The sequence below is a fragment of the Microbispora corallina genome (assembly GCF_016863035.1).
Lineage (GTDB): Bacteria > Actinomycetota > Actinomycetes > Streptosporangiales > Streptosporangiaceae > Microbispora > Microbispora corallina.
This window is the reverse complement of the sequence record NZ_BOOC01000018.1, coordinates 71,434-90,333: the sequence shown is the minus strand read 5'-3', so window position 1 is coordinate 90,333 and position 18,900 is coordinate 71,434. Positions and strand designations below refer to the sequence as shown.

At 71.9% G+C, this 18,900-nt stretch carries 15 protein-coding genes; 9 read left to right on the top strand and 6 right to left on the bottom strand.

What is annotated here, in order from left to right; translation table 11 throughout:
* Positions 1-195 precede the first annotated feature (195 nt).
* Positions 196-1,128: an aldo/keto reductase gene (locus Mco01_RS19925; RefSeq protein ID WP_204058403.1), complete on the top strand. Its 933-nt coding sequence runs from the start codon at positions 196-198 to the stop codon at positions 1,126-1,128.
* Here the strand turns inward: Mco01_RS19925 and Mco01_RS19920 are convergent.
* The 3 genes from Mco01_RS19920 to Mco01_RS19910 form a co-directional block, all read right to left on the bottom strand.
* A complete protein-coding gene (locus Mco01_RS19920) occupies positions 1,096-1,806 on the bottom strand; it encodes a response regulator (protein WP_204058402.1) in 711 nt (236 codons plus the stop codon). The genes Mco01_RS19925 and Mco01_RS19920 overlap by 33 nt on opposite strands.
* 70 nt (positions 1,807-1,876) lie before the next feature.
* On the bottom strand, positions 1,877-2,944 hold the full coding sequence (locus Mco01_RS19915; protein WP_204058401.1) for a sensor histidine kinase: 1,068 nt from the start codon (positions 2,942-2,944) through the stop codon (positions 1,877-1,879).
* Between the two features lie 78 nt (positions 2,945-3,022).
* Entirely contained in the window at positions 3,023-3,904 is an 882-nt protein-coding gene (locus tag Mco01_RS19910; protein ID WP_204058400.1) for a UbiA family prenyltransferase, read from the bottom strand.
* Between the two features lie 380 nt (positions 3,905-4,284).
* On the opposite strand from Mco01_RS19910, the gene leuA reads away from it, so the two are divergent.
* The 3 genes from leuA to Mco01_RS19895 all read left to right on the top strand — a co-directional run bounded on the left by leuA (position 4,285) and on the right by Mco01_RS19895 (position 10,250).
* A complete protein-coding gene (gene leuA, locus Mco01_RS19905) occupies positions 4,285-5,988 on the top strand; it encodes a 2-isopropylmalate synthase (protein WP_204058399.1) in 1,704 nt (567 codons plus the stop codon).
* Positions 5,989-6,115: 127 nt separating this feature from the next.
* Positions 6,116-8,890, top strand: a complete 2,775-nt coding sequence (locus tag Mco01_RS19900) for a helix-turn-helix transcriptional regulator (protein WP_036324284.1) — start codon at positions 6,116-6,118, stop codon at positions 8,888-8,890.
* 64 nt (positions 8,891-8,954) lie between these two features.
* Positions 8,955-10,250 carry an APC family permease gene (locus Mco01_RS19895; RefSeq protein ID WP_204058398.1) on the top strand — a complete coding sequence of 432 codons (1,296 nt, stop codon included), beginning with the start codon at positions 8,955-8,957 and terminating at the stop codon, positions 10,248-10,250.
* 46 nt (positions 10,251-10,296) lie between these two features.
* Here Mco01_RS19895 and Mco01_RS19890 read toward each other — a convergent pair whose 3' ends face one another.
* Positions 10,297-10,605, bottom strand: coding sequence for a hypothetical protein (locus Mco01_RS19890; RefSeq protein WP_204058397.1), 309 nt, complete (start codon positions 10,603-10,605; stop codon positions 10,297-10,299).
* A 278-nt stretch (positions 10,606-10,883) separates the two neighbouring features.
* Between Mco01_RS19890 and fdh the strand changes: the two genes are divergently transcribed.
* Genes fdh through nrfD form a run of 3 tightly spaced genes read left to right on the top strand, consistent with a single transcriptional unit; the run spans position 10,884 to position 15,731 of the window.
* Positions 10,884-14,057: a formate dehydrogenase gene (fdh, locus tag Mco01_RS19885; protein WP_239103753.1), complete on the top strand. Its 3,174-nt coding sequence runs from the start codon at positions 10,884-10,886 to the stop codon at positions 14,055-14,057.
* Positions 14,050-14,796 (top strand): 4Fe-4S dicluster domain-containing protein, encoded by a 747-nt coding sequence (locus Mco01_RS19880; RefSeq protein ID WP_204058396.1) that lies wholly within the window; start codon positions 14,050-14,052, stop codon positions 14,794-14,796. Before fdh ends, Mco01_RS19880 begins: the two co-directional genes overlap by 8 nt.
* Entirely contained in the window at positions 14,796-15,731 is a 936-nt protein-coding gene (gene nrfD / locus Mco01_RS19875) for an NrfD/PsrC family molybdoenzyme membrane anchor subunit (protein ID WP_239103752.1), read from the top strand. The genes Mco01_RS19880 and nrfD overlap by 1 nt, the downstream gene beginning before the upstream one ends.
* A gap of 49 nt (positions 15,732-15,780) precedes the next feature.
* Here nrfD and Mco01_RS19870 read toward each other — a convergent pair whose 3' ends face one another.
* The gene (locus tag Mco01_RS19870; protein WP_204058395.1) at positions 15,781-16,191 is read right to left on the bottom strand and encodes a hypothetical protein; all 411 of its coding nucleotides are present in this window, start codon (positions 16,189-16,191) and stop codon (positions 15,781-15,783) included.
* A 221-nt stretch (positions 16,192-16,412) separates the two neighbouring features.
* Between Mco01_RS19870 and Mco01_RS19865 the strand changes: the two genes are divergently transcribed.
* Together Mco01_RS19865 and Mco01_RS19860 are read left to right on the top strand one after the other, a co-directional pair.
* Entirely contained in the window at positions 16,413-17,678 is a 1,266-nt protein-coding gene (locus Mco01_RS19865; RefSeq protein WP_204058394.1) for a sensor histidine kinase, read from the top strand.
* Positions 17,663-18,310, top strand: a complete 648-nt coding sequence (locus Mco01_RS19860; RefSeq protein WP_204058393.1) for a response regulator transcription factor — start codon at positions 17,663-17,665, stop codon at positions 18,308-18,310. The genes Mco01_RS19865 and Mco01_RS19860 overlap by 16 nt, the downstream gene beginning before the upstream one ends.
* A gap of 9 nt (positions 18,311-18,319) precedes the next feature.
* On the opposite strand, the gene Mco01_RS19855 is transcribed toward Mco01_RS19860, so the two are convergent.
* Positions 18,320-18,859 carry a DUF6886 family protein gene (locus Mco01_RS19855; protein ID WP_204058392.1) on the bottom strand — a complete coding sequence of 180 codons (540 nt, stop codon included), beginning with the start codon at positions 18,857-18,859 and terminating at the stop codon, positions 18,320-18,322.
* Positions 18,860-18,900 lie beyond the last annotated feature (41 nt).

The window sequence follows — 18,900 nt, the reverse complement described above, 5'->3', positions numbered from 1 at the left end:
GATAGGGGAATATAGGGGTAGAAAAATACGACTGGCCCAATATACGACTGGTATTGGGGCGAACCGCTACGACCACCTCGTGGACCGTCCGCGATTCCCGTACACCCATTCCCCTCCCTGGTGTTGTGAAGTGATTGAGGAACACGTAATCACCGGTTTGCCGCCCGGGCGCCCCTCCGCCGCGGGGGCGACGACATGCGGCGCGTGACACTGGGCTCCCGGGGGCCCGAGGTCGCGGGCCTCGGGTTCGGCTGCCTGTCGGTCGCCGGGGTGTACGGCGACGCCGATCCCGACGAGTCGCTGCGGGTGGTGCGCAGGGCCCTGGACGCGGGGGTGTCGCTCATCGACGCCACCGACATCCACGGGGACGGGGAGGTCGAGCGCCTGGTGGGGAAGGCGGTCGCGCACCGGCGGGAGGAGGCGGTGATCGCGACCTCGGCGCGTCAGCGGCCAGGCTCGCGCCCCGGCGACCTCGTGAGGTGCTGCGACACCGCGCTGTCGCGGCTCGGCGTCGACCGCATCGACCTGTTCTACGTCAACCCGGCGGCCGGCCGCGCCTCCGTCGAGGAGACGATGGGGGTCGCCGGAGAGCTCCTGGCCGCCGGGAAGATCCGCCATGTCGGGGTCCGCGGCGTGACGGCGGGCCAGCTCCGCCGCGCTCACGAGGCCGTACCCGTGACCGCTCTCGCTGTCGAGTACTCGCTGTGGCGCAGGGAGGCCGAACGCGAGCACCTGCCGGCCGCCCGGGAGCTGGGCGTCGGCGTGGTGGCCTGCCGCCCCCTCGGACGGGGCTTCCTGACCGGCAGGATCACCACCTCCGCCCAGCTCGCGCCCGGCGACGTGCGGCTGCGCGACCCCCGGTTCGCCCCGGAGAGCCTGGCGCTTGAGCTGGGCCGGCTGCGCGAGGCCCAGCGCGCGGCGGCCGACCTCGACGTCGGCGTGGGCAGGCTGGCCATCGCCTGGCTGCTCGCGCAGGGCGACGACGTGGTGCCGGTGCCCAGCACGCGCGACCTGGTCCACCTGGAGATGAACCTCGCCGCGGCCGGCATCGTCCTTTCCGAGGGGGTCAGGGCCCGCCTGGCCGAGACGTTCCCGCTAGGGGAGGGTCCGCTGGCCCTTGGCGACTGACCCGCCCGGACGGGAGCGGGGCGTGGGATGGTCGCGCCGGGGCGTGATCAGCGAGGCCGCCAGCGCCTTGTTGACCGCGTCGATCCGGGACACCGCCCCCAGCTTGGTGAAGATGTTGTGCAGGTGCCGCTTGATCGTCGCCTCGGTGAGCGTGAGCCGGGTGGCGATCTGGTAGTTGCTGAGCGCCTGCGCGGCCAGCTCCAGGATCTCCCGCTCGCGGTCGCTCAGCACCACCGACGACCCGCCCTGCACCTGTGCGAACGAGTCGCGGGAGACGGCCAGCACGAGCCGGTCAGGCTCGGTGCGGACGCTCCGCACGGCCGAGACCAGCTCCTGCCGGTGCACGCTCTTCAGCAGGTAGCCGCGGATGCCCGCCGACAACAGGCGGCTCAGCAGCTGGGGTCCGTCGTACATGCTCAGGATGATGATCTGCGACTCGGGCGAGATGGCCCGCATCCTTGTCACGGTCTGGGTGGCGTCGTCGCCGGGGATCTCGACGTCGAGCAGCACCACGTCGGGGCGCTCCCGCTCGACCAGGGACACCGCTCCCTCGGAGTCGCCGGCCTCGCCCACCACCCGGAAGTCGTCCTGGGCCTCCAGGATCTCGCGCAGCCCCTCGCGGAAGAGCGCGTGATCGTCGACGATGGCGATGCTGATTCCCCCGCCCGCCGCGCTCATGCCTGGCCTCTCGTCATCGCTCAGCCCCTCGTCCGTCCACCGGAACGGCCCTCGCCGCCGTCCCGACGACTCATGTGATGCGCCCGAACGGCACGTACAAGTCCACCCGGGTGCCGTGGCCGGGCCTGCTCGTGATCGTCGTCGTGCCGCCGATGATCGCCGCGCGCTCGCGCATCGACAGCAGCCCCACGCCGTCGGACATGGGCCGGCTCCCGCCGCCCGTCGTCTGGTCGAAGCCGCGGCCGTCGTCGTCCACGGACGCCCGCAGCTCGTGCGGCGCGAAGTCGACCCGGATCAGCACCTTGCTCGGCAGGCCGTGGCTGAGCGCGTTCCGCGTCGCCTCCCGCAGGATCAGGAACGACTCGTCGCGCACCGCGGGCGCCGCCCACGTCTCGTCGCCGCTCACCCGGAGCCGGATGTCGACGTGGTCCATGTCGACGGTCTCCAGGTAGTAGACGAGCGCCTTCTCCAGGCTGTTGAGCGGTTCGTGCGGGTGCAGCTCCGAGGTCACCGCCCGGAGGTTGAGCATCGTCTCCTGGATGGCCTGGTGGGCCGTCTCGACCTTGGCGGTCGCGGTGGCGGGCTTGCCGGTGCGGTGCAGGTCGTACAGCTCGAGCTGGCGGTGGGCGACGCTGAGGCCGTGCCCGATCCGGTCGTGCAGCTCGCGGGCGATGCGCCGGCGCTCCTCGATCTGGGCCTCGTGGACCTTGTTGAGCAGGAAGCTCGAGTAGCTGGCGGCCGACTCCCGGATCCGCGCCGTGATGCTGCGCTCCAGGCCCAGCACGACGAGCGTGAGCAGGCGGACCGACTCGGGGTCCCCCGGCATCCGTTCCATCAGGCAGGTCACCACGGCCTGGAACCACACGGAGGCCGCGCGGAGCGACTCGTCCGGGTGGACCCCGCTCGCGGCCCGGGAGGCGCCCACCTCCCAGGCGATCAGCTTGTGCGACTCCCCCACTCGAACGTTCCCTGCCCGGAGCGTCTCGGCCACGTCGTCGAGGATCTGACCCGCGTTGTCCATCGCCTGGCGGAGGGCTTCGGGGTCATGCGTGATCGGGCTGTCCAGAGCCGCGAGGTTCGTCGCGTACGCTTCCAAAATCTCGGTGCGATGTGCTTCGAGGAAACCCTCGAAGTCCACCGGGGCTGTCCACCCCTGTTCTACATCTCCCGCCAATGGACCCTCCGGGAGGAAGCGGACGAGTGCCTCCATCCTGGACTAAGGTGCACGCCCAGACAATAAGAATTGTGATACTACCGGAAGAAGCACAGCTAAATGTAGGGCGTATTGCGTGGCCATGAACGCTCTGTAGGGACGGCGCCGGCGGGCCCGGGTCCCCCGCGAAAGCGACGTATGGGTGAGAACGACCACGATGACGGCACCCGCCAGCATGGCGAGCGGCGCCCCGCCCACGGGGAGCTCGAATATCCACGTGAGCACGGCGAACGTGAGTGCCAGAGCCGCGGCGACGCCCGACATCATCACCCGTACGGCGAATTCCCCGTGGCTGACGGCCAGTGTGGCGCGTCCGGCGGCCGTGTCGCCCGCGATGTCCGGCAGGTCCTTGGTCAGTGTGCCGACGAGGCCCATCCACAGCGCGGCTGCGACGGCGAACGCGGGCAGGGCGACGCTGCCGCGCGGCGGCAGGCCGTCCCCGTGGACGGCGAAGCCGGCGTAGTAGGTGAGCAGTCCCGCGACGCCCCCCACGACGACCGTCGCGCTCGACCACCGCTTGAGGTACAGCGGGGGGCCCGAATACAGGTAGCCGAGCACGAGTACGGCTGTGACCAGCCAGATCGTCGGCCCGCCGAGGAGCAGGGCGCCGAGCAGGGCGAGGGCGGCCGCGATGACGGAGACGATCAGCGCCACGTCGGCGTCGAGGTCGCCCCGCGCGATCGGCCGGCGTGACCCGTTCACGCGGTCCTCGCGCACGTCCATGACGCCGTTGAACAGGTAGACGAAGAAGATCGCGCACTGCCAGACCAGGGCCCCGAAGGCCAGCCGGAGCGGGTCGGCGGGCTCCGGCCCGGCGTCGAGGGCGGCGCCCGCGACGAATCGCAGGAAAAAGATGGCCAGAACGCTCGGCCGGGCCTCGGTCACGCACATTCCGAGGATTCGGAGGGGCCCAATGGAAATTCGTCCCGCGGTGGCTCGGCTTCTCATCATGATCCGGAGTATGTGCCGGTTTTCAGGGGTCGGTAAGGGGGCCCAACGGGAGGTTGTAGCGGTAATACAACTTTCGATACCCCTACCGATCGTCCGGGTCATCCGGGCAGCACTCTAGTTGCTTCTTCCTTGCCCCCTGACCAGCGCAGTTGTAGCTTCAGCGATGTGCCGGTCAACGAATCACCAGTTTTTGGAACAGCCAGTGAGGGGCGGTTCCCAGGAATTGGCGGGGATCGTGGGGCGGCTCCAAAAATGGCCGGTTGCAAATCCGGACGGGCCATGCCGCGTCACCGCCGAGAAAGGAATTCGTCATCATGGGTGCCACTCCTTCCGTTCAGCGTTACTCGGCCTTCACCCCCGTCCGGCTGCCCGACCGCACCTGGCCGGACCGCACCATCGAGGCCGCCCCGCGCTGGCTGTCCACGGACCTGCGCGACGGGAACCAGTCCCTGGTCAACCCGATGAGCCCCGCCCGCAAGCTCGCCATGTTCGAGCTGCTGGTCCGCATGGGCTACAAGGAGATCGAGGTCGGCTTCCCGGTCGCCAGCCAGGACGACCACGACTTCGTCCGGATGCTCATCGAGGAGGACCGCATCCCCGACGACGTCCGGATCTCCGTCCTCGTGCAGGCCAGGGACGAGCTGATCCGGCGCACGGTCGAGAGCCTCGCCGGCGCGCCGCGGGCCACGATCCACCTCTACAACGCGACCGCCCCGCTGTTCCGCCGCGTGGTGTTCGGCATGACCCGAGAGGAGTGCAAGGACCTCGCCGTCGAGGGCACCCGGCTCATGATGAAGTACGCCGAGGCGACGCTGGCCGGCTGCGACCTCGGCTTCCAGTACTCGCCCGAGCTGTTCAACGAGACCGAGCCCGAGTTCGCGCTCGAGGTCTGCGAGGCCGTCATGGACGTCTGGCAGCCCGAGCCCGGCAGGGAGATCATCCTCAACTTCCCGACCACCGTCGAGCGCTCGCTCCCGCACGTCTTCGCCGACCAGATCGAGTGGCTCGACCGGAACCTGTCCCACCGCGAGAACGTGTGCCTGTCCATCCACCCGCACAACGACCGCGGGACCGGCGTGGCGGCCTCGGAGCTCGCGCTGCTGGCCGGCGCCCAGCGCATCGAGGGCTGCCTGTTCGGCAACGGCGAGCGGGCCGGCAACGTCTGCCTCGTCACGCTCGGGCTGAACATGCTCACCCACGGCGTGGACCCGAAGATCGACTTCTCCGACATCACCGAGATCCGGCGGACTGTCGAGTACTGCAACGAGATGCAGGTCGCCCCCCGCCACCCGTACGGCGGCGACCTCGTCTACACGGCCTTCTCCGGCTCCCACCAGGACGCCATCAAGAAGGGCTTCGACGCCCTGGCCGTCGAGGCGGCCGAGGCGGGCGTGGAGATCGACGACATGCCCTGGCGCATGCCGTACCTGCCGATCGACCCCAAGGACGTGGGCCGCACGTACGAGGCCGTCGTCCGCATCAACAGCCAGTCGGGCAAGGGGGGCGTCGCGTACATCCTGAGCGCCTGGCACGGGCTCAACCTGCCGAAGGGCCTGCAGGCCGACTTCGCCCAGGTGGTGCAGGGCCGGGCCGACGGCTCCGGCGGGGAGATCACCCCCTCGGAGGTGCGCGCCATGTTCGACGACGAGTACCTGTCCAGGACCGAGCCGACCGTCCCCCTCGGCATCGGCGGCCGTCCCATCGCCACCACCCTGTACGTCGACGGGGCGCGCTTCCGCGTCACCGGCGCCCGGGCCGACGCGATCCGCACGCTCGGCGCGCGGCTCGCGGTCTGGAACGTCGACGTCCAGGTGGTCCACCGCACCGGTGTCGAGACGGGGGCCGAGGAGCCCGCGGGCGCCGAGGTGGCCGTCTACGCCGAGTGCTCCATCGAGGGGCGGACCGTCTGGGGCGCCGGGCTCGACGCCGACGTGGTGGCCGCGTCCTTCGCCGCCGTGCGGTCGGCCCTGGCCCGCGCCGGCCAGAGCTCCGTTCGGGAAATAGCGCTCGCGGGCTGACCCTCTGACTTATCTGACTTACTTACTGCAAGTCAAGCGCAATTGTGAGACAAGACCAGGCGGGCGGCCGGGCCGAATCCCGCCACCGCCGGTCGGAATGCCCCATCGAATTCACGGGAGGCTCATTATGGCCCTGGTCGAGCGAGAAGAGGTGTTGGCCTCCCTGGAGGACCTGCTGGCCGACGCCGTGACAGGCAGAGGGAAGATCGCGATCGTCAGCGGCGCGGTCGCGAGCGGCAAGACGGCCTTGCTGAACACTCTGGTCGAGGACGCACTCGAACACGGGGCGCTGGCGCTGACCGCGTCGTGCTCCCAGTCGGAGACGGGCCTGGCCCTGGCCGTGCTCTCCCAGATCCTGCACAACGCGCCGCTCACCCCGGACGAGGAGGAGCGCACCCGCAACCTGCTCCACGAGGGCGCCCGCTGCGCCATGTCGGCCGACCCGCTGGCCGACCACGTGGACCAGGTGGACGCCCACATCGTCCACGCCCTGTGCATGGTCCTGCTCGAACTCGCGGAGCGGCACCCGCTGATGATCGTGGTGGACGACGTCCAGCACGCCGACCGCGCCTCGCTGCTCTGCCTGGCCTACCTCGCCCGCCGGCTGCGCTTCGCCCACATCCTGGCGATCTTCAGCCAGTCGGAGGAGACGTGGAACGCCCCGACGCTGTTCCAGACCGAGCTGCTGCGCCAGCCGCACTGCCGCCGGTTCCAGCTGTCGCCGCTGTCCCGCGAGGGCGTCGAGATCATGACCTCCGACGTCGTGGGCGACGGCCTGGCCCGCCGGCTGGCCTCCGACTGGCACGCGGCCAGCGGCGGCAACCCGCTGCTGGTGAACGCCCTGCTGGAGGACCACACGGCCGCCGCGCGGCCCGATCAGGAGCCCGACGAGATCGCGGTCGGCGACGGCTACCGCCAGGCCGTGCTGTCGTGCCTGCGCCGGGCACACCCCCGGCTGTCGCGGGTCGCCCGCGGGCTCGCCGTGCTGGGGGAGCCCGACTTCCTCGACCGGCTGCTCGACCTCGAGGCCGGCTTCGTCGTCCAGGCCCTCCACTCGCTCCAGGTGGCCGGGCTGGTCGGGACCGACCTGCGGTTCCGGCACGAGGAGGCCCGGGCGGCCGTCCTCGCCGACCTCGACGTCCCCGACCGGGTCGACCTGCACCGCAGGGCCGCCGAGATCGCGTACGGCCAGGGGGCGGCGGCCTCCGTCGTCGCCGAGCACCTGCTGACCGCCTCCCACAACGGCGGCCCCTGGGCCGTGTCGGTGCTGGAGGAGGCCGCCCGCCAGGCGCTCAGCGAGGGCCGGGTGGAGCCGGCCGTCGACTACCTGCGGCTGGCCGACCGGGCCTGCACCGACGACCAGCGGCGGGCCACGATCAAGACCACTCTCGTACGGGCCGAGTGGCGGCTCAACCCGAGCGCCCCGGCGGCGCACCTCGACGCGCTGACCGACGCCATGCACAAGGGACACCTGCGCGGCTCCGACGCCGTGGTGCTGGCCAAGGCGCTGCTCTGGCACGGCCGCTTCGACGACGCCCGCGACGTGCTCGACCACATCGGCAGGATCGGCTCGATCATGGACGCCGAGACGGTGGCCGAGATCCGGGCCGCTCGCCCGTGGCTGCGCTGCTCCTACACGCCGTTCCTCGCGCACATCCCCCGGGTGACCGACGTGAGCATCCAGTCCCCTCCGTCGTCGGCCGTGATCGGTCGGCTGGAGGCCGCCACCGCGCTCGCCGGGGTGCTGACCAAGGGCCCGCGCCCGGAGACGCTGGCCGACGTGGAGCGGATCCTGCGCTCCTCGCGGCTGGACGACATGTCGATGGACGCGGTCGAGTGCGCGCTGCTCGCCCTGATCTACGCCGAGCGCCCGGACAAGGCGGCGCCCTGGTGCGACCTGTTCATCGAGGAGGCCGGCACCCGCCGCGCCCCCAGCCGCCAGGCCCGCCTCGCCGCGCTGCGCGCGGAGATCAGCCTGCGGCAGGGCGACCTCGAGGGCGCCGAGAGCCTGGCCCAGATGGCCCTGCGGCTGATCCCCGCGTCGAGCTGGGGGGTGGCCGTCGGCGGCCCGCTGTCGGTGCTGCTGTCCGCCGTCGTCGCGATGGGCCGGCTCGACGAGGCGGTCCAGGTGGTGGGCCACCCGGTGCCCGAGTCGATGCTCCAGACCCGGTACGGCCTCCACTACCTCAACGCCCGGGGGCGGTACCACCTGGCGACCGGCGACCACGTCATGGCGCTGCGGGACTTCCAGACCTGCGGCGAGCTCATGGGTTCCTGGAGCCTCGACAGCCCCGGGCTCGTGTCCTGGCGGACGGGCGCGGCCGAGGCCCTCGTCGCGCTGGGCCGTCCCGAGCGCGCCCGGCCGCTGCTGGAGGAGCACCTGGCCAAGGCGACCCCCGGGCCGTCCCGGAGCCGTGGCATCGGCACGCGTCTGATGGCGGCGGCGAGCGAACCCCGGCAGCGTCCCCCGCTGCTGCGCCGCGCCGCGGACATGCTGCAGGCGAGCGGCGACCAGTACGAGCTGGCCCGTGCGCTGGTGGACCTAGCCGACGCCTACCAGGCGGTCGGCGAGCTGCGCCGGGCCCGCACCGTGGCCCGTCAGGCCCAGCGGATCGCCGAGGAGTGCGAGGCCGTCCCGCTGGTCCGGGCGCTGTCCCCGGACGAGCAGGCCGAGCCCGCCCAGCCGGCGCGGACGACGGCCGAGGCCGGCGCCGCCCTCAGCGAGGCGGAGCGCCGGGTCGCGGCGCTGGCGGCCGTCGGCTACACCAACCGCGAGATCGCCGACAAGCTGTACATCACGGTCAGCACGGTCGAGCAGCACCTGACCCGGATCTACCGCAAGCTCAACGTCACCCGCCGTTCCGATCTGCCCGCCGGGCTGGAGTTCAGCGTCTCCGGCTGACCGGACGGCGCGGTCGACCTCTGTCAGGCACGTTCCCCCCACCCCTTCCGGAAGGTGAACGCACATGGCACGGACGCACGTCACCCCCGCCGGCCGCCTCACGGTGGCCCAGGGCACCGCCATGTACGTCGGTGCGGTGCTCGGCACGGGCGTCATCGCCCTGCCGGCACTCGCCGCCCAGGCCGCCGGGCCGGCGTCGCTGCTGGCCTGGCTGGGCCTGGTGGTCCTGTCCGCTCCGCTGGCCGCCGCCTTCGCGGCGCTCGGCGCCCGCCACCCGGACGCGGGCGGCGTCTCCACCTACGCCCGCCTCGCGTTCGGGGACCGGGCCGCGACCGTCGTCGGCTGGTGCTTCTACTTCGCCGTCCCGCCCAGCGCCGCCGCGGCGGCGCTGTTCGGGGGCGAGTACGCGGCCTCGGCACTCGGCGGGGGCACCGGCGTCGCCACGCTGACGGCGGCCGGGCTCATGGTGATCGTGACCGTCTCGAACGCGTCGGGGCTGCGGGTCACCGGGCGGGTGCAGCTCGCCCTGGCCGGCCTGCTGGTCGCGCTGCTGGTCGTCGCGGTCGCCCTGTCGCTCCCGCACGCGCGGCTCGACAACCTCCGTCCGTTCGCCCCCCACGGGCTGGGGGCGGTCGGGTCGGCGGCGGCGCTGCTCGTGTGGAGCTTCGCGGGATGGGAGGCCATCACCCACCTCGCCGGCGAGTTCCGCCGGCCGGCCAGGGACCTGCCCCGGGCCACGGCGGCCGCGGTCGTCCTGGTCGGCCTGCTCTACCTGTCGGTGGCGTTCGCGACGGTCGCGGTCCTCGGCCCGGCCGCCGCGGACGCCCGGGCGCCCCTCGGCGACCTGCTCGCCCTGGGGATCGGCGGCAGCGCGCGGCTGCTCGCCGCCGTGGCCGCGCTGCTGCTCACGCTCGGCGCGATGAACGCCTACTGGGCGGGGGCGGCCAAGCTCGGCGCCGCCCTCGGCCGGGACGGCGCCCTCCCCGCGTGGCTCACCCGGGGCAGCGTCGCGGGCGAGGTCCCGCGGCGCAGCCTCGCGGTGGTCGCGGTCCTGTCGTTCCTCGCCCTGGCCGTCGTCTACGTCGTCGGGACCGGCATCCGCCCGCTCGTGCTGATGACGAACGGCTCGTTCGTCGCGGTCTACGCGGTCGGCGTGGCCGCGGCCATCCGCCTGCTGCCGCGCGGGCCGGCCAGGACGGCCGCCCTGCTGGCGCTCGCTGCGGTCGTCCTGCTGGTGGCGGCGTCGGGGGTCTACCTCGTCTGGCCGCTGCTGGTGACCGTCGCCGCGCTCGTGTACGTCCGGCTCGCCCGGCGCAGGGCCGGGCTGGTGCTTCCGGCGGGCGCCGTCTCCGAGCCCTGACCGGCACGACGGCGTGCCCGGCGCGATCGTCGCGCCGGGCACGCCGTCACAGGTCGTCGTCCGTCGTCGGGGTCTGGGAGAGGATGCGGTCGGCGGTCGCGGTGACCACGGCTCCGGCCGCCGAGATCTCCCGCAGATACTCGGCAGGCAGGCCCCGGAGAACCCGCTCCAGCCCCTCCAGATCCGCCTGGAAGGCCGCCCCCATCGCCGCCTGCGCCTTGGCGGTGCGGCCGGCCTGCTGCACCGCCTTCCCGAGGGCGCGGCCCGCCTTCTCGACGGCCGCGCCGAACTCCCGCGCCGCCAGTTCCGCCGCCCTCTCCAGGTTCCTCGCCCAATCGGTCTGATCGTCGCTCATGGCATTCCTCTGCGTGCGCGTTCGGGGGCGCGCTCCCGGCGGCCCGAACGCGGTGGTGGTGGATGGTGTGCACGTCCCCGTACGACGTGTGTCCGATCCGGGGTTAGTGCCCGCCCTGAGCGGCCTACACCTGCCGCGGGTCTCGTTTCGGCGGCCGATTCCGCGGCACGGCGCGCGGCTCCAGGAGCCCGCCGTCCTTGCGGCGCGGCCCGAAGGCGCGGTAACAATGGTCCGAAACGGGTGATTAGCGCGCAAGATATGGGGGCAGGAACGCCGTCGTGGCAGGTGGATGGATCTCCCGCTGGCCGGTGGTGCGCCAGCTCCAAGGAGAGGACGGCAGGCGGGAGGCGGCGCGTTCGCGGCGTACCGACGCCCTGCGGCCGCGCGTCGAGGAGGCCGACACGGTCGCCCGGTCCGTCTGCCCCTACTGCGCGGTCGGCTGCGGCCAGCTCGTCTACGTCAAGGACGGCAAGGTCAGCCAGATCGAGGGCGACCCCGACTCCCCGATCTCCCGCGGGCGTCTGTGCCCCAAGGGCTCGGCGAGCAAGCAGCTGGTCACCCATCCCGGCCGTCAGACGCACGTCCTCTACCGGCGGCCGTACGGCACCGAGTGGGAGCGGCTCGACCTCGAGACCGCCATGGACATGATCGCCGATCGCGTCGTGCGCACGCGCAGGGAGACCTGGGAGCAGACGCACGACGGCAAGGAGGTCAGGCGCACGTTGGGCATCGCCAGCCTGGGCGGGGCGACGCTCGACAACGAAGAGAACTACCTGATGAAGAAGCTGTACACCGCCCTCGGTGCGATCCAGGTCGAGAACCAGGCGCGCATATGACACTCCTCCACCGTCCCCGGTCTGGGGACCAGCTTCGGTCGCGGCGGTGCGACGCAGTACCAGCAGGATCTCGCCAACGCTGACTGCATCGTCATCCAGGGCTCCAACATGGCCGAGTGCCACCCGGTGGGGTACCAGTGGGTGATGGAGGCGCGCGAGCGTGGCGCGAAGGTCTTCCACATCGACCCGCGCTTCAGCCGCACCAGTGCGACCGTCGACCGCTACCTGCAGATCCGCGCGGGCACGGACATCGTCCTGATCGGCGCGCTGATCAACCACGTGCTGACCAACGGGCTCGACTTCCGCGAGTACGTCCTGGCCTACACGAACGCGGCCACGATCGTGTCGGAGGAGTTCCGCGACACCGAGGACCTCGACGGCCTGTTCTCGGGGTACGACCCGGAGAGCGGCCGGTACGACACCACGAGCTGGGCGTACGAGGGGGACACGGGCAAGACCGAGGAGATGAGCGAGGGCGACCCCCGCCACGCCGAGGCGGCCGGGTCCGACTCGTACGGCGCCCGGGGCGCGGGGAGCACGGCCACGCCGCCGACCGACCCGACGCTCAGCCATCCCCGCTGCGTCTACCAGATCCTCAAGCGGCACTTCTCGCGGTACACGCCGGAACGGGTGGCCGAGCTGTGCGGGATCTCCCCGGAGCAGTTCGCCGAGCTGGCCGAGGCGGTCACGGCCAACTCGGGGCGCGAGCGGACGACGGCCTGGGTCTACTCGGTGGGCTGGACGCAGCACTCGGTCGGCGTGCAGTACATCCGGTCGGCCGCGATCCTCCAGCTCCTGCTCGGCAACATGGGCCGGCCGGGCGGCGGCATCATGGCGCTGCGCGGCCACGCGAGCATCCAGGGCTCCACGGACATCCCGACGCTGTTCAACCTGCTGCCCGGCTACATCGCGATGCCGCACGCCCACCGGCACGACGGGCTCGACCACTACCTGGATCGCGAGGGCGGCGACACCGGCTGGTGGGGCAACCGCAGGGCCTACGTGGTCAGCCTCCTCAAGGCGTGGTGGGGCGACGGCGCGACCGAGGAGAACGACTACCGGTTCGACTACCTCCCCCGGCTGACCGGCGACCACGGCCACTACGCCACGGTGATGGGGCAGATCGACGGGAAGGTCAAGGGCTACTTCGTCGTCGGGGAGAACCCGGCCGTCGGCTCCGCCAACGGCAAGGCGCAGCGGCTCGGCCTGGCGAACCTCGACTGGCTCGTCGTCCGCGACCTGATGGTGGTCGAGACGGCGTCGTTCTGGAAGGACGCCCCCGAGATCGAGACCGGGGAGCTCCGCACCGAGGACATCGCCACCGAGGTGTTCTTCATGCCGGCCGCGAGCCACGTGGAGAAGGAGGGCACGTTCACCAACACGCAGCGGCTGCTGCAGTGGCGGGAGAAGGCCCTCGACCCGCCGGACGACTGCCGCAGCGACCTGTGGTTCTACTACCACCTCGGCAAGCTGATCAGGCAGCGCCTGGGCGGCGACGGCATCGACCGTCCGGTGATGGAGCTGACCTGGGACTACCCCGAAGAGGGCAGGCACCGGGACCCGTCGGCCGAGGCCGTCCTGCGGGAGATCGGCGGCGTGGACGCCGACGGCCGCCCGCTGGCGTCGCTGCGCGAGCTGAAGCCGGACGGCTCGACGAGCTGCGGCTGCTGGATCTACTGCGGCGTCTACGCCGACGGCGTCAACCAGGCGGCGCGGCGCAAGCCCCGCGGCGAGCAGGGGCCGGTGGCGCCGGAGTGGGGCTGGGCGTGGCCCGCCAACCGGCGCATCCTCTACAACCGCGCCTCCGCCGACCCCGAGGGCCGGCCCTGGAGCGAGCGGAAGAAGTACGTCTACTGGGACGCCGAGAAGGGCCGGTGGACCGGCCCCGACGTGCCCGACTTCGAGGAGGACAAGCCCCCGTCGTACCGGCCGCCTGAGGGGGCCAAGGCGCAGGACGCGCTCGCCGGCACCGACCCGTTCATCATGCAGTCGGACGGCAAGGGCTGGCTGTACGTGCCGAGCGGCCTGGCCGACGGCCCGCTGCCCGCCCACTACGAGCCGCAGGAGTCGCCCATCCGCAACACCCTGTACGGCCGGCAGTCGAACCCGGCCCGCAGGACGATCGACCGGCCGGAGAACCCGTACAACCCGCCGCTGTCGTCGCGCTTCCCGTACGTGTTCACCACGAGCCGGCTCACCGAGCACCACACGGCGGGCGGCATGAGCAGGCCCCTGCCGTATCTGGCGGAGCTGCAGCCCGCGCTCTTCTGCGAGGTCTCGCCGGAGCTCGCCGCCGAGGTCGGCCTGGAGAACGGCGGCTGGGCGACGGTCGTGACCGAGCGCACGGCCATCGAGATGCGGGTGCTGGTGACCGGCCGGGTCAGGCCGCTGCGCCTCGGCGGCACCACCGTGCACCAGATCGTCATGCCGTACCACTGGGGCTACGGAGGCGGCGGGCTGGTCACCGGCGACGTGGTGAACGACCTGTCGCCGATCGTGCTCGACCCGAACGTCTACATCCAGGAGAGCAAGGCCGGCACGTGCGACATCCTGCCGGGCCGCCGCCCGAGGGGGCAGGCGCTGCTCGCGCTGATCGAGAGGTACCGCCATGGCTGAGCGGATGGGCTTCTTCACCGACACCACGCTCTGCATCGGGTGCAAGGCCTGCGAGGTCGCCTGCAAGGAGTGGAACGACGTGCCCGACGACGGGTTCGTCTTCCGGGCCACCTCCTACGACAACACCGGCGCGCTCGGGGCCGACACCTGGCGGCACGTCGCGTTCATCGAGCAGGACAGTCGCTGGCTCATGTCGTCCGACGTGTGCAAGCACTGCACCCACGCCGCCTGCCTCGACGTCTGCCCGACCGGCGCGCTGTTCCGCACCGAGTTCGACACCGTCGTCGTGCAGTCCGACGTGTGCAACGGCTGCGGCTACTGCGTGCCCGCCTGCCCGTACGGCGTGATCGACCGCCGGGAGCGGGACGGCCGCGCCTGGAAGTGCACGATGTGCTACGACCGGCTGCGCGGCGGGCTGGAGCCGGCCTGCGCGAAGGCGTGCCCGACGAAGTCGATCCAGTTCGGCCCGCTGGAGGAGCTGCGCGTCCGGGCCGAGGAGCGGGTCGAGCGGCTGCACGCGGAGGGCATGACCGAGGCCCGCCTGTACGGCGAGGACCCGGACAACGGGGTCGGCGGCGCCGGCGCGTTCTTCCTGCTGCTCGACGAGCCCGAGACGTACGGACTGCCCCCGGACCCGGTCGTGACGACCCGGGACCTGGGCGAGATGTGGCGCTGGGCCGGCGTCGCCGCGTTCGGCCTGGCCGGCGCGCTGGCCGCCTGCTTCCTGAGGAGGTCCTGATGCCGAGGCGCCGGGACGAGATGGTGCCGGACGCCGAGTTCCGGTCGTACTACGGCCAGCCCGTCATCAAGCCGCCCATCTGGCACGAGCCGCACATGCCCACGTACCTCTATCTCGGCGGCCTCTCGGGTGCGGCGTCCACGATGGCCGCCGTCGCCCGGTTGAGCGGCGACCGCCGGCTGGAGTTCTCCTCGCGGCTGATCGCGTTCGCCGGGGGGACGGCCGGGGCCGCGTTCCTCGTCGCCGAGCTCGGCCGGCCCGAGCGGTTCCTCAACATGCTGCGGGTGTTCAAGACCAGCTCCCCGATGAGCGTCGGCTCGTGGACGCTGGCCGCGCAGGGCGGGCTGACCGCGGTCGGCGCCGCCTCGGCCGTCACCGGCGTGCTGCCCCTCGTGGGCGACGCCGCGTCCCTGGCGAGCGGCGTGACCGGCACGCTCATGGCCACCTACACGGCCGTCCTCCTCGCCGACACCGCCGTGCCGATCTGGCACGAGGGGCGGCGCGAGCTGCCGTTCCTGTTCGCCGGCAGCGCGATGGCGTCGGCGGGCGGGATGGCCATGCTCACCACGCCGCGCGCCCAGGCCGGCCCCGCGCGGGCCGCCACCGTGCTCGGCGCGGCCGTGGAGACGGCCGCCGGCGCGATCATGGAACGGCGGCTCGGCATGCTGAGCGAGCCGTACCACTCCGGGAAGGCGGGCCGGCTGATGCGGGCCTCGCGCGTCCTCACGGCGGGCGGCGGCCTGCTCGCCGCGGTCGCGGGACGCAGCCGCGCGCTCACCGCCCTGTCCGGGCTGGCGGTCACGGCCGGCGCCCTGTGCACCCGGTTCGCCGTCCTGGAGGCCGGCCGGGTCTCCGCCGTCGACCCCAAGTACACGGTCGTCCCCCAGCGCGAGCGTCTCGACGCCGGCCGCCCCGCCTCCGTCCCCGGCCGCTGAGGCCTGTCCGCAGCCGCCACCGGCCGAGCGACTGGAGCGTGCCGGCGGGTCAGCGCGTCGTGGGGAATGCGGTGCGTGGTCCCGATCCGTTGAGGATGAAAGCGACCGCGACCAGGGGCAGGACGCCTATGGCCTGCATCACGGCGTACCACATCGGGCAGATGCCGGGGATCAGGTCGATACCGATGACCGCGATCGGCATGACGGTGGTGACGGTACGCATGCGCTCGAAGCTGCGCCGCGCTCCCTGTGCAGCACGAACGGTCAGCCGGTGGAGCACCGGGGCGACGGCGAGCAGTATCACTGCCCGGACCCATATGAACGTGGTCCCCATGTGTCCGCCGATCGTCACCACGGCGACCGTCGCGAGTGTGATGGTGCAGATCGCACCGTAGAGAGTGACGCACTTCTTCGTCATGTCGAAGGCCTCGTGGGTGCGGGCGTCGCCGATGGTGGTCATGTCCTTCTTCCTCCTCGTCGTGGTCTCGACGCTACGGAGCGGTTGGGCGGCGCGGTATGCGTCTGGACGTACGGAGGGGTGGGGCCAGACCTACTCCGGGGCCGATCAGGTGGGCGCCGGGCTGCGCGCGGTACACAGTGGAACCAGCACGCCGTACCGGCCGGACCGGCGCATCGCTGGACACTTCGAGAAACAAGGGCATGGAACGCGAAGGAAGGATCATGCGGCAACTGGTGTCGTGGGTGGCGAGTGCCGCCGTGGGGTTCGTGCGAGCGTGCGTCGTGCTGGTCGTCAGCATGCTGGTCCCGGCAGTATGGGCCGCCGCCGCGGGTCTGTGGATCTGGTGGTGGGGCGGCAACCCGTGGCCGGGGACAGTGCCGTTGCTGTGGGCGTGCATCGGTACGCTCGCCCTGTCTCGCCCGGTCTGCCGAATGGTCCGCGCTGTCGTCGCCAAATGGACGGGCACCGTCATTCCCGCCGGATATCGGCAGGCCACGCCGGTGGTGCGCATGTCGACCGGATACTGGTGGAACGGATACTCCTACGAGCGCACCAGCCGGGATGCTCACCGGGACCAGAGGATGCGGCTCTGGTGGAGCGATCCCGCCACCTGGTGCGACCTGCGGTTCGTGGTGGTCGCACCTCTCACGATGGGGGCAATCGCGGCGGTCCCGCCGGCCGGAGTCGTGGCGGCGATCGTCGGGTTCGGCCACGCAGGGTTCCTCATGCGTCTCATCGGGGTGCTCGGCGTGGCCGTGGCGATCGGCACCGCCCCGTACGCCTGGCGGCCGGCCGTGCGGGTGGCCGTCCGTTTCCTGCGGCCGTCGCCTGCGATGGCGCTGGCGGACCGGGTGGATGAGCTGACGGCCCAGCGCGCGGACACGACGGTCGCGCAGGCCGCCGAGATCCGCCGCATCGAACGGGACCTGCACGACGGAGCGCAGGCGCGCCTGGTCGCGCTCGGGATGTCCTTGGCGACCGTGGAGAGGCTGATGGAGACCGACCCCGACCGGGCCAAGGGGCTGCTGCGGGACGCGCGAGCCGGGGCCGCCACGTCCCTGACCGAGCTCCGCGACCTGGTCAGGGGAATCAGCCCGCCGGTGCTGACCGAGCGAGGGCTCGTCGACGCCGTTCGCGCTCTCGCCCTGGACAGCTCCCTCGAAGCCGCTGTCAGCGCCGACCTTCGGCTGCGCCTGGATCCGCCGATCGAGTCCGCCCTGTATTTCGGAGTCGCCGAACTGCTCACCAACGCGGCCAAGCACGCCCGCGCCACCCGCGCGCAGATCTCCATCGCCCGCGACGGCACCGGCACCGGCATCGTCGTCGACGTTGAGGACGACGGCAGGGGCGGGGCCGACGTGCGCGCCGGGGGCGGACTCGACGGGCTGCGCCGCCGGCTCGCGGTCTTCGACGGCACTCTGGTGATCACCAGTCCGGCGGGCGGTCCGACCCGCGTGAGAATGGTCGTGCCATGCGAATCGTCGTAGCCGAAGACCTCTACCTCCTGCGCGACGGGATGGTCCGCCTCCTCGAGGCGTACGGGCACCAGGTGGTGGCGACGGCGACCACCGGGCCTGAGACGCTCGACGCGCTGCTGACACACCGGCCGGATGTCGCGGTCGTCGACGTCCGCATGCCGCCGACCCAGTCGGACGAGGGTCTGCGGGCCGCTCTCGACGCCCGCCGCCGGCTGCCCGGACTGCCGATCCTGATCCTTTCCCAGCACGTCGAGCAGCTGTACGCCCGCGAACTCCTGGCCGACGGCACCGGCGGCATCGGCTACTTCCTCAAGGAGAGCGTGTTCGACGCCGATCAGTTCGTCGAAGCTCTGGAACGGATTGCCGGTGGCGGGACCGCCATGGACCCGGCCGTCATCGCCAAGCTGCTGTCCAGCGGGTCGTCGAACCTGCGGCTCGAACGGCTCACGGAACGCGAACACGACGTGCTCGGCCTCATGGCGGAAGGGTTGTCCAATCAGGCCGTCGGCCGGCGGCTCTTCCTCAGTGAGAGCGCCATCAGCAAGTACACGACCTCCATCTTCGGCAAGCTCGGCATCACCGACGACGGCGACAACAACCGCCGGGTCCTCGCCGTCCTCACCTATCTGAACAAACCCTGACGTGCTCCTTCAGGCCGGCCGGGGGCGGGCGTTGCGGAGGCGGATGCCGCTCCAGCCCAGGGAACTGGTGGTCACCGCGTCCCAGAACGGCCAGAGGTTGTCCAGCAGCCTGAGCTGAATGCCGGCCTCCTCGTGCAGGCGCAGCAGGTCGCCGACAGGGTCGGGCGGCCCGAGGGGTTCGACGGACTCGGTCGCGACCACCGCGTTCGGCACCGGCTCTCCGAACGGGACGAACTTCTCCGCAGGGAGCCGGTAGGCGTACAGGCGGACGGTCAGGAACGCCTCCAGCCAGCCGTACTCGATGGCGTGGACCCGCTCGCCGCAGCCCGGTCCGACGATCCGTTCCCGGTCGTCGTCCGTGGTCGCCGGGGTCGTCCACGCCATGGCTCGCGGACACTGACGGGGGAACCAGTAGTCGGGACAGCGCTCGGCCGTCACCGCCCAGACATACGCCTCCGGCTGCCGCGCCGTGGCCGCCACATGCGGAACGAATCGGGTGATGTCGGGGTCCTCAGAGAAATGCAGCACCTCGCCGGGCTCAGGTCGCATGTCCCGGGTCTACCACCTCGCCGCGACCGGTGCCGAGGGCC

Bases quoted from the DNA above. Each gene is read 5' to 3' on its own strand.
- Mco01_RS19925 (WP_204058403.1), top strand. From the start codon at position 196: ATGCGGCGCGTGACACTGGGCTCCCGGGGGCCCGAGGTCGCGGGCCTC.
- Mco01_RS19920 (WP_204058402.1), bottom strand. From the start codon at position 1,806: ATGAGCGCGGCGGGCGGGGGAATCAGCATCGCCATCGTCGACGATCAC.
- leuA (WP_204058399.1), top strand. From the start codon at position 4,285: ATGGGTGCCACTCCTTCCGTTCAGCGTTACTCGGCCTTCACCCCCGTC.
- Mco01_RS19900 (WP_036324284.1), top strand. From the start codon at position 6,116: ATGGCCCTGGTCGAGCGAGAAGAGGTGTTGGCCTCCCTGGAGGACCTG.
- Mco01_RS19895 (WP_204058398.1), top strand. From the start codon at position 8,955: ATGGCACGGACGCACGTCACCCCCGCCGGCCGCCTCACGGTGGCCCAG.
- Mco01_RS19890 (WP_204058397.1), bottom strand. From the start codon at position 10,605: ATGAGCGACGATCAGACCGATTGGGCGAGGAACCTGGAGAGGGCGGCG.
- Mco01_RS19880 (WP_204058396.1), top strand. From the start codon at position 14,050: ATGGCTGAGCGGATGGGCTTCTTCACCGACACCACGCTCTGCATCGGG.
- nrfD (WP_239103752.1), top strand. From the start codon at position 14,796: ATGCCGAGGCGCCGGGACGAGATGGTGCCGGACGCCGAGTTCCGGTCG.
- Mco01_RS19870 (WP_204058395.1), bottom strand. From the start codon at position 16,191: ATGACCACCATCGGCGACGCCCGCACCCACGAGGCCTTCGACATGACG.
- Mco01_RS19865 (WP_204058394.1), top strand. From the start codon at position 16,413: ATGCGGCAACTGGTGTCGTGGGTGGCGAGTGCCGCCGTGGGGTTCGTG.
- Mco01_RS19860 (WP_204058393.1), top strand. From the start codon at position 17,663: ATGCGAATCGTCGTAGCCGAAGACCTCTACCTCCTGCGCGACGGGATG.
- Mco01_RS19855 (WP_204058392.1), bottom strand. From the start codon at position 18,859: ATGCGACCTGAGCCCGGCGAGGTGCTGCATTTCTCTGAGGACCCCGAC.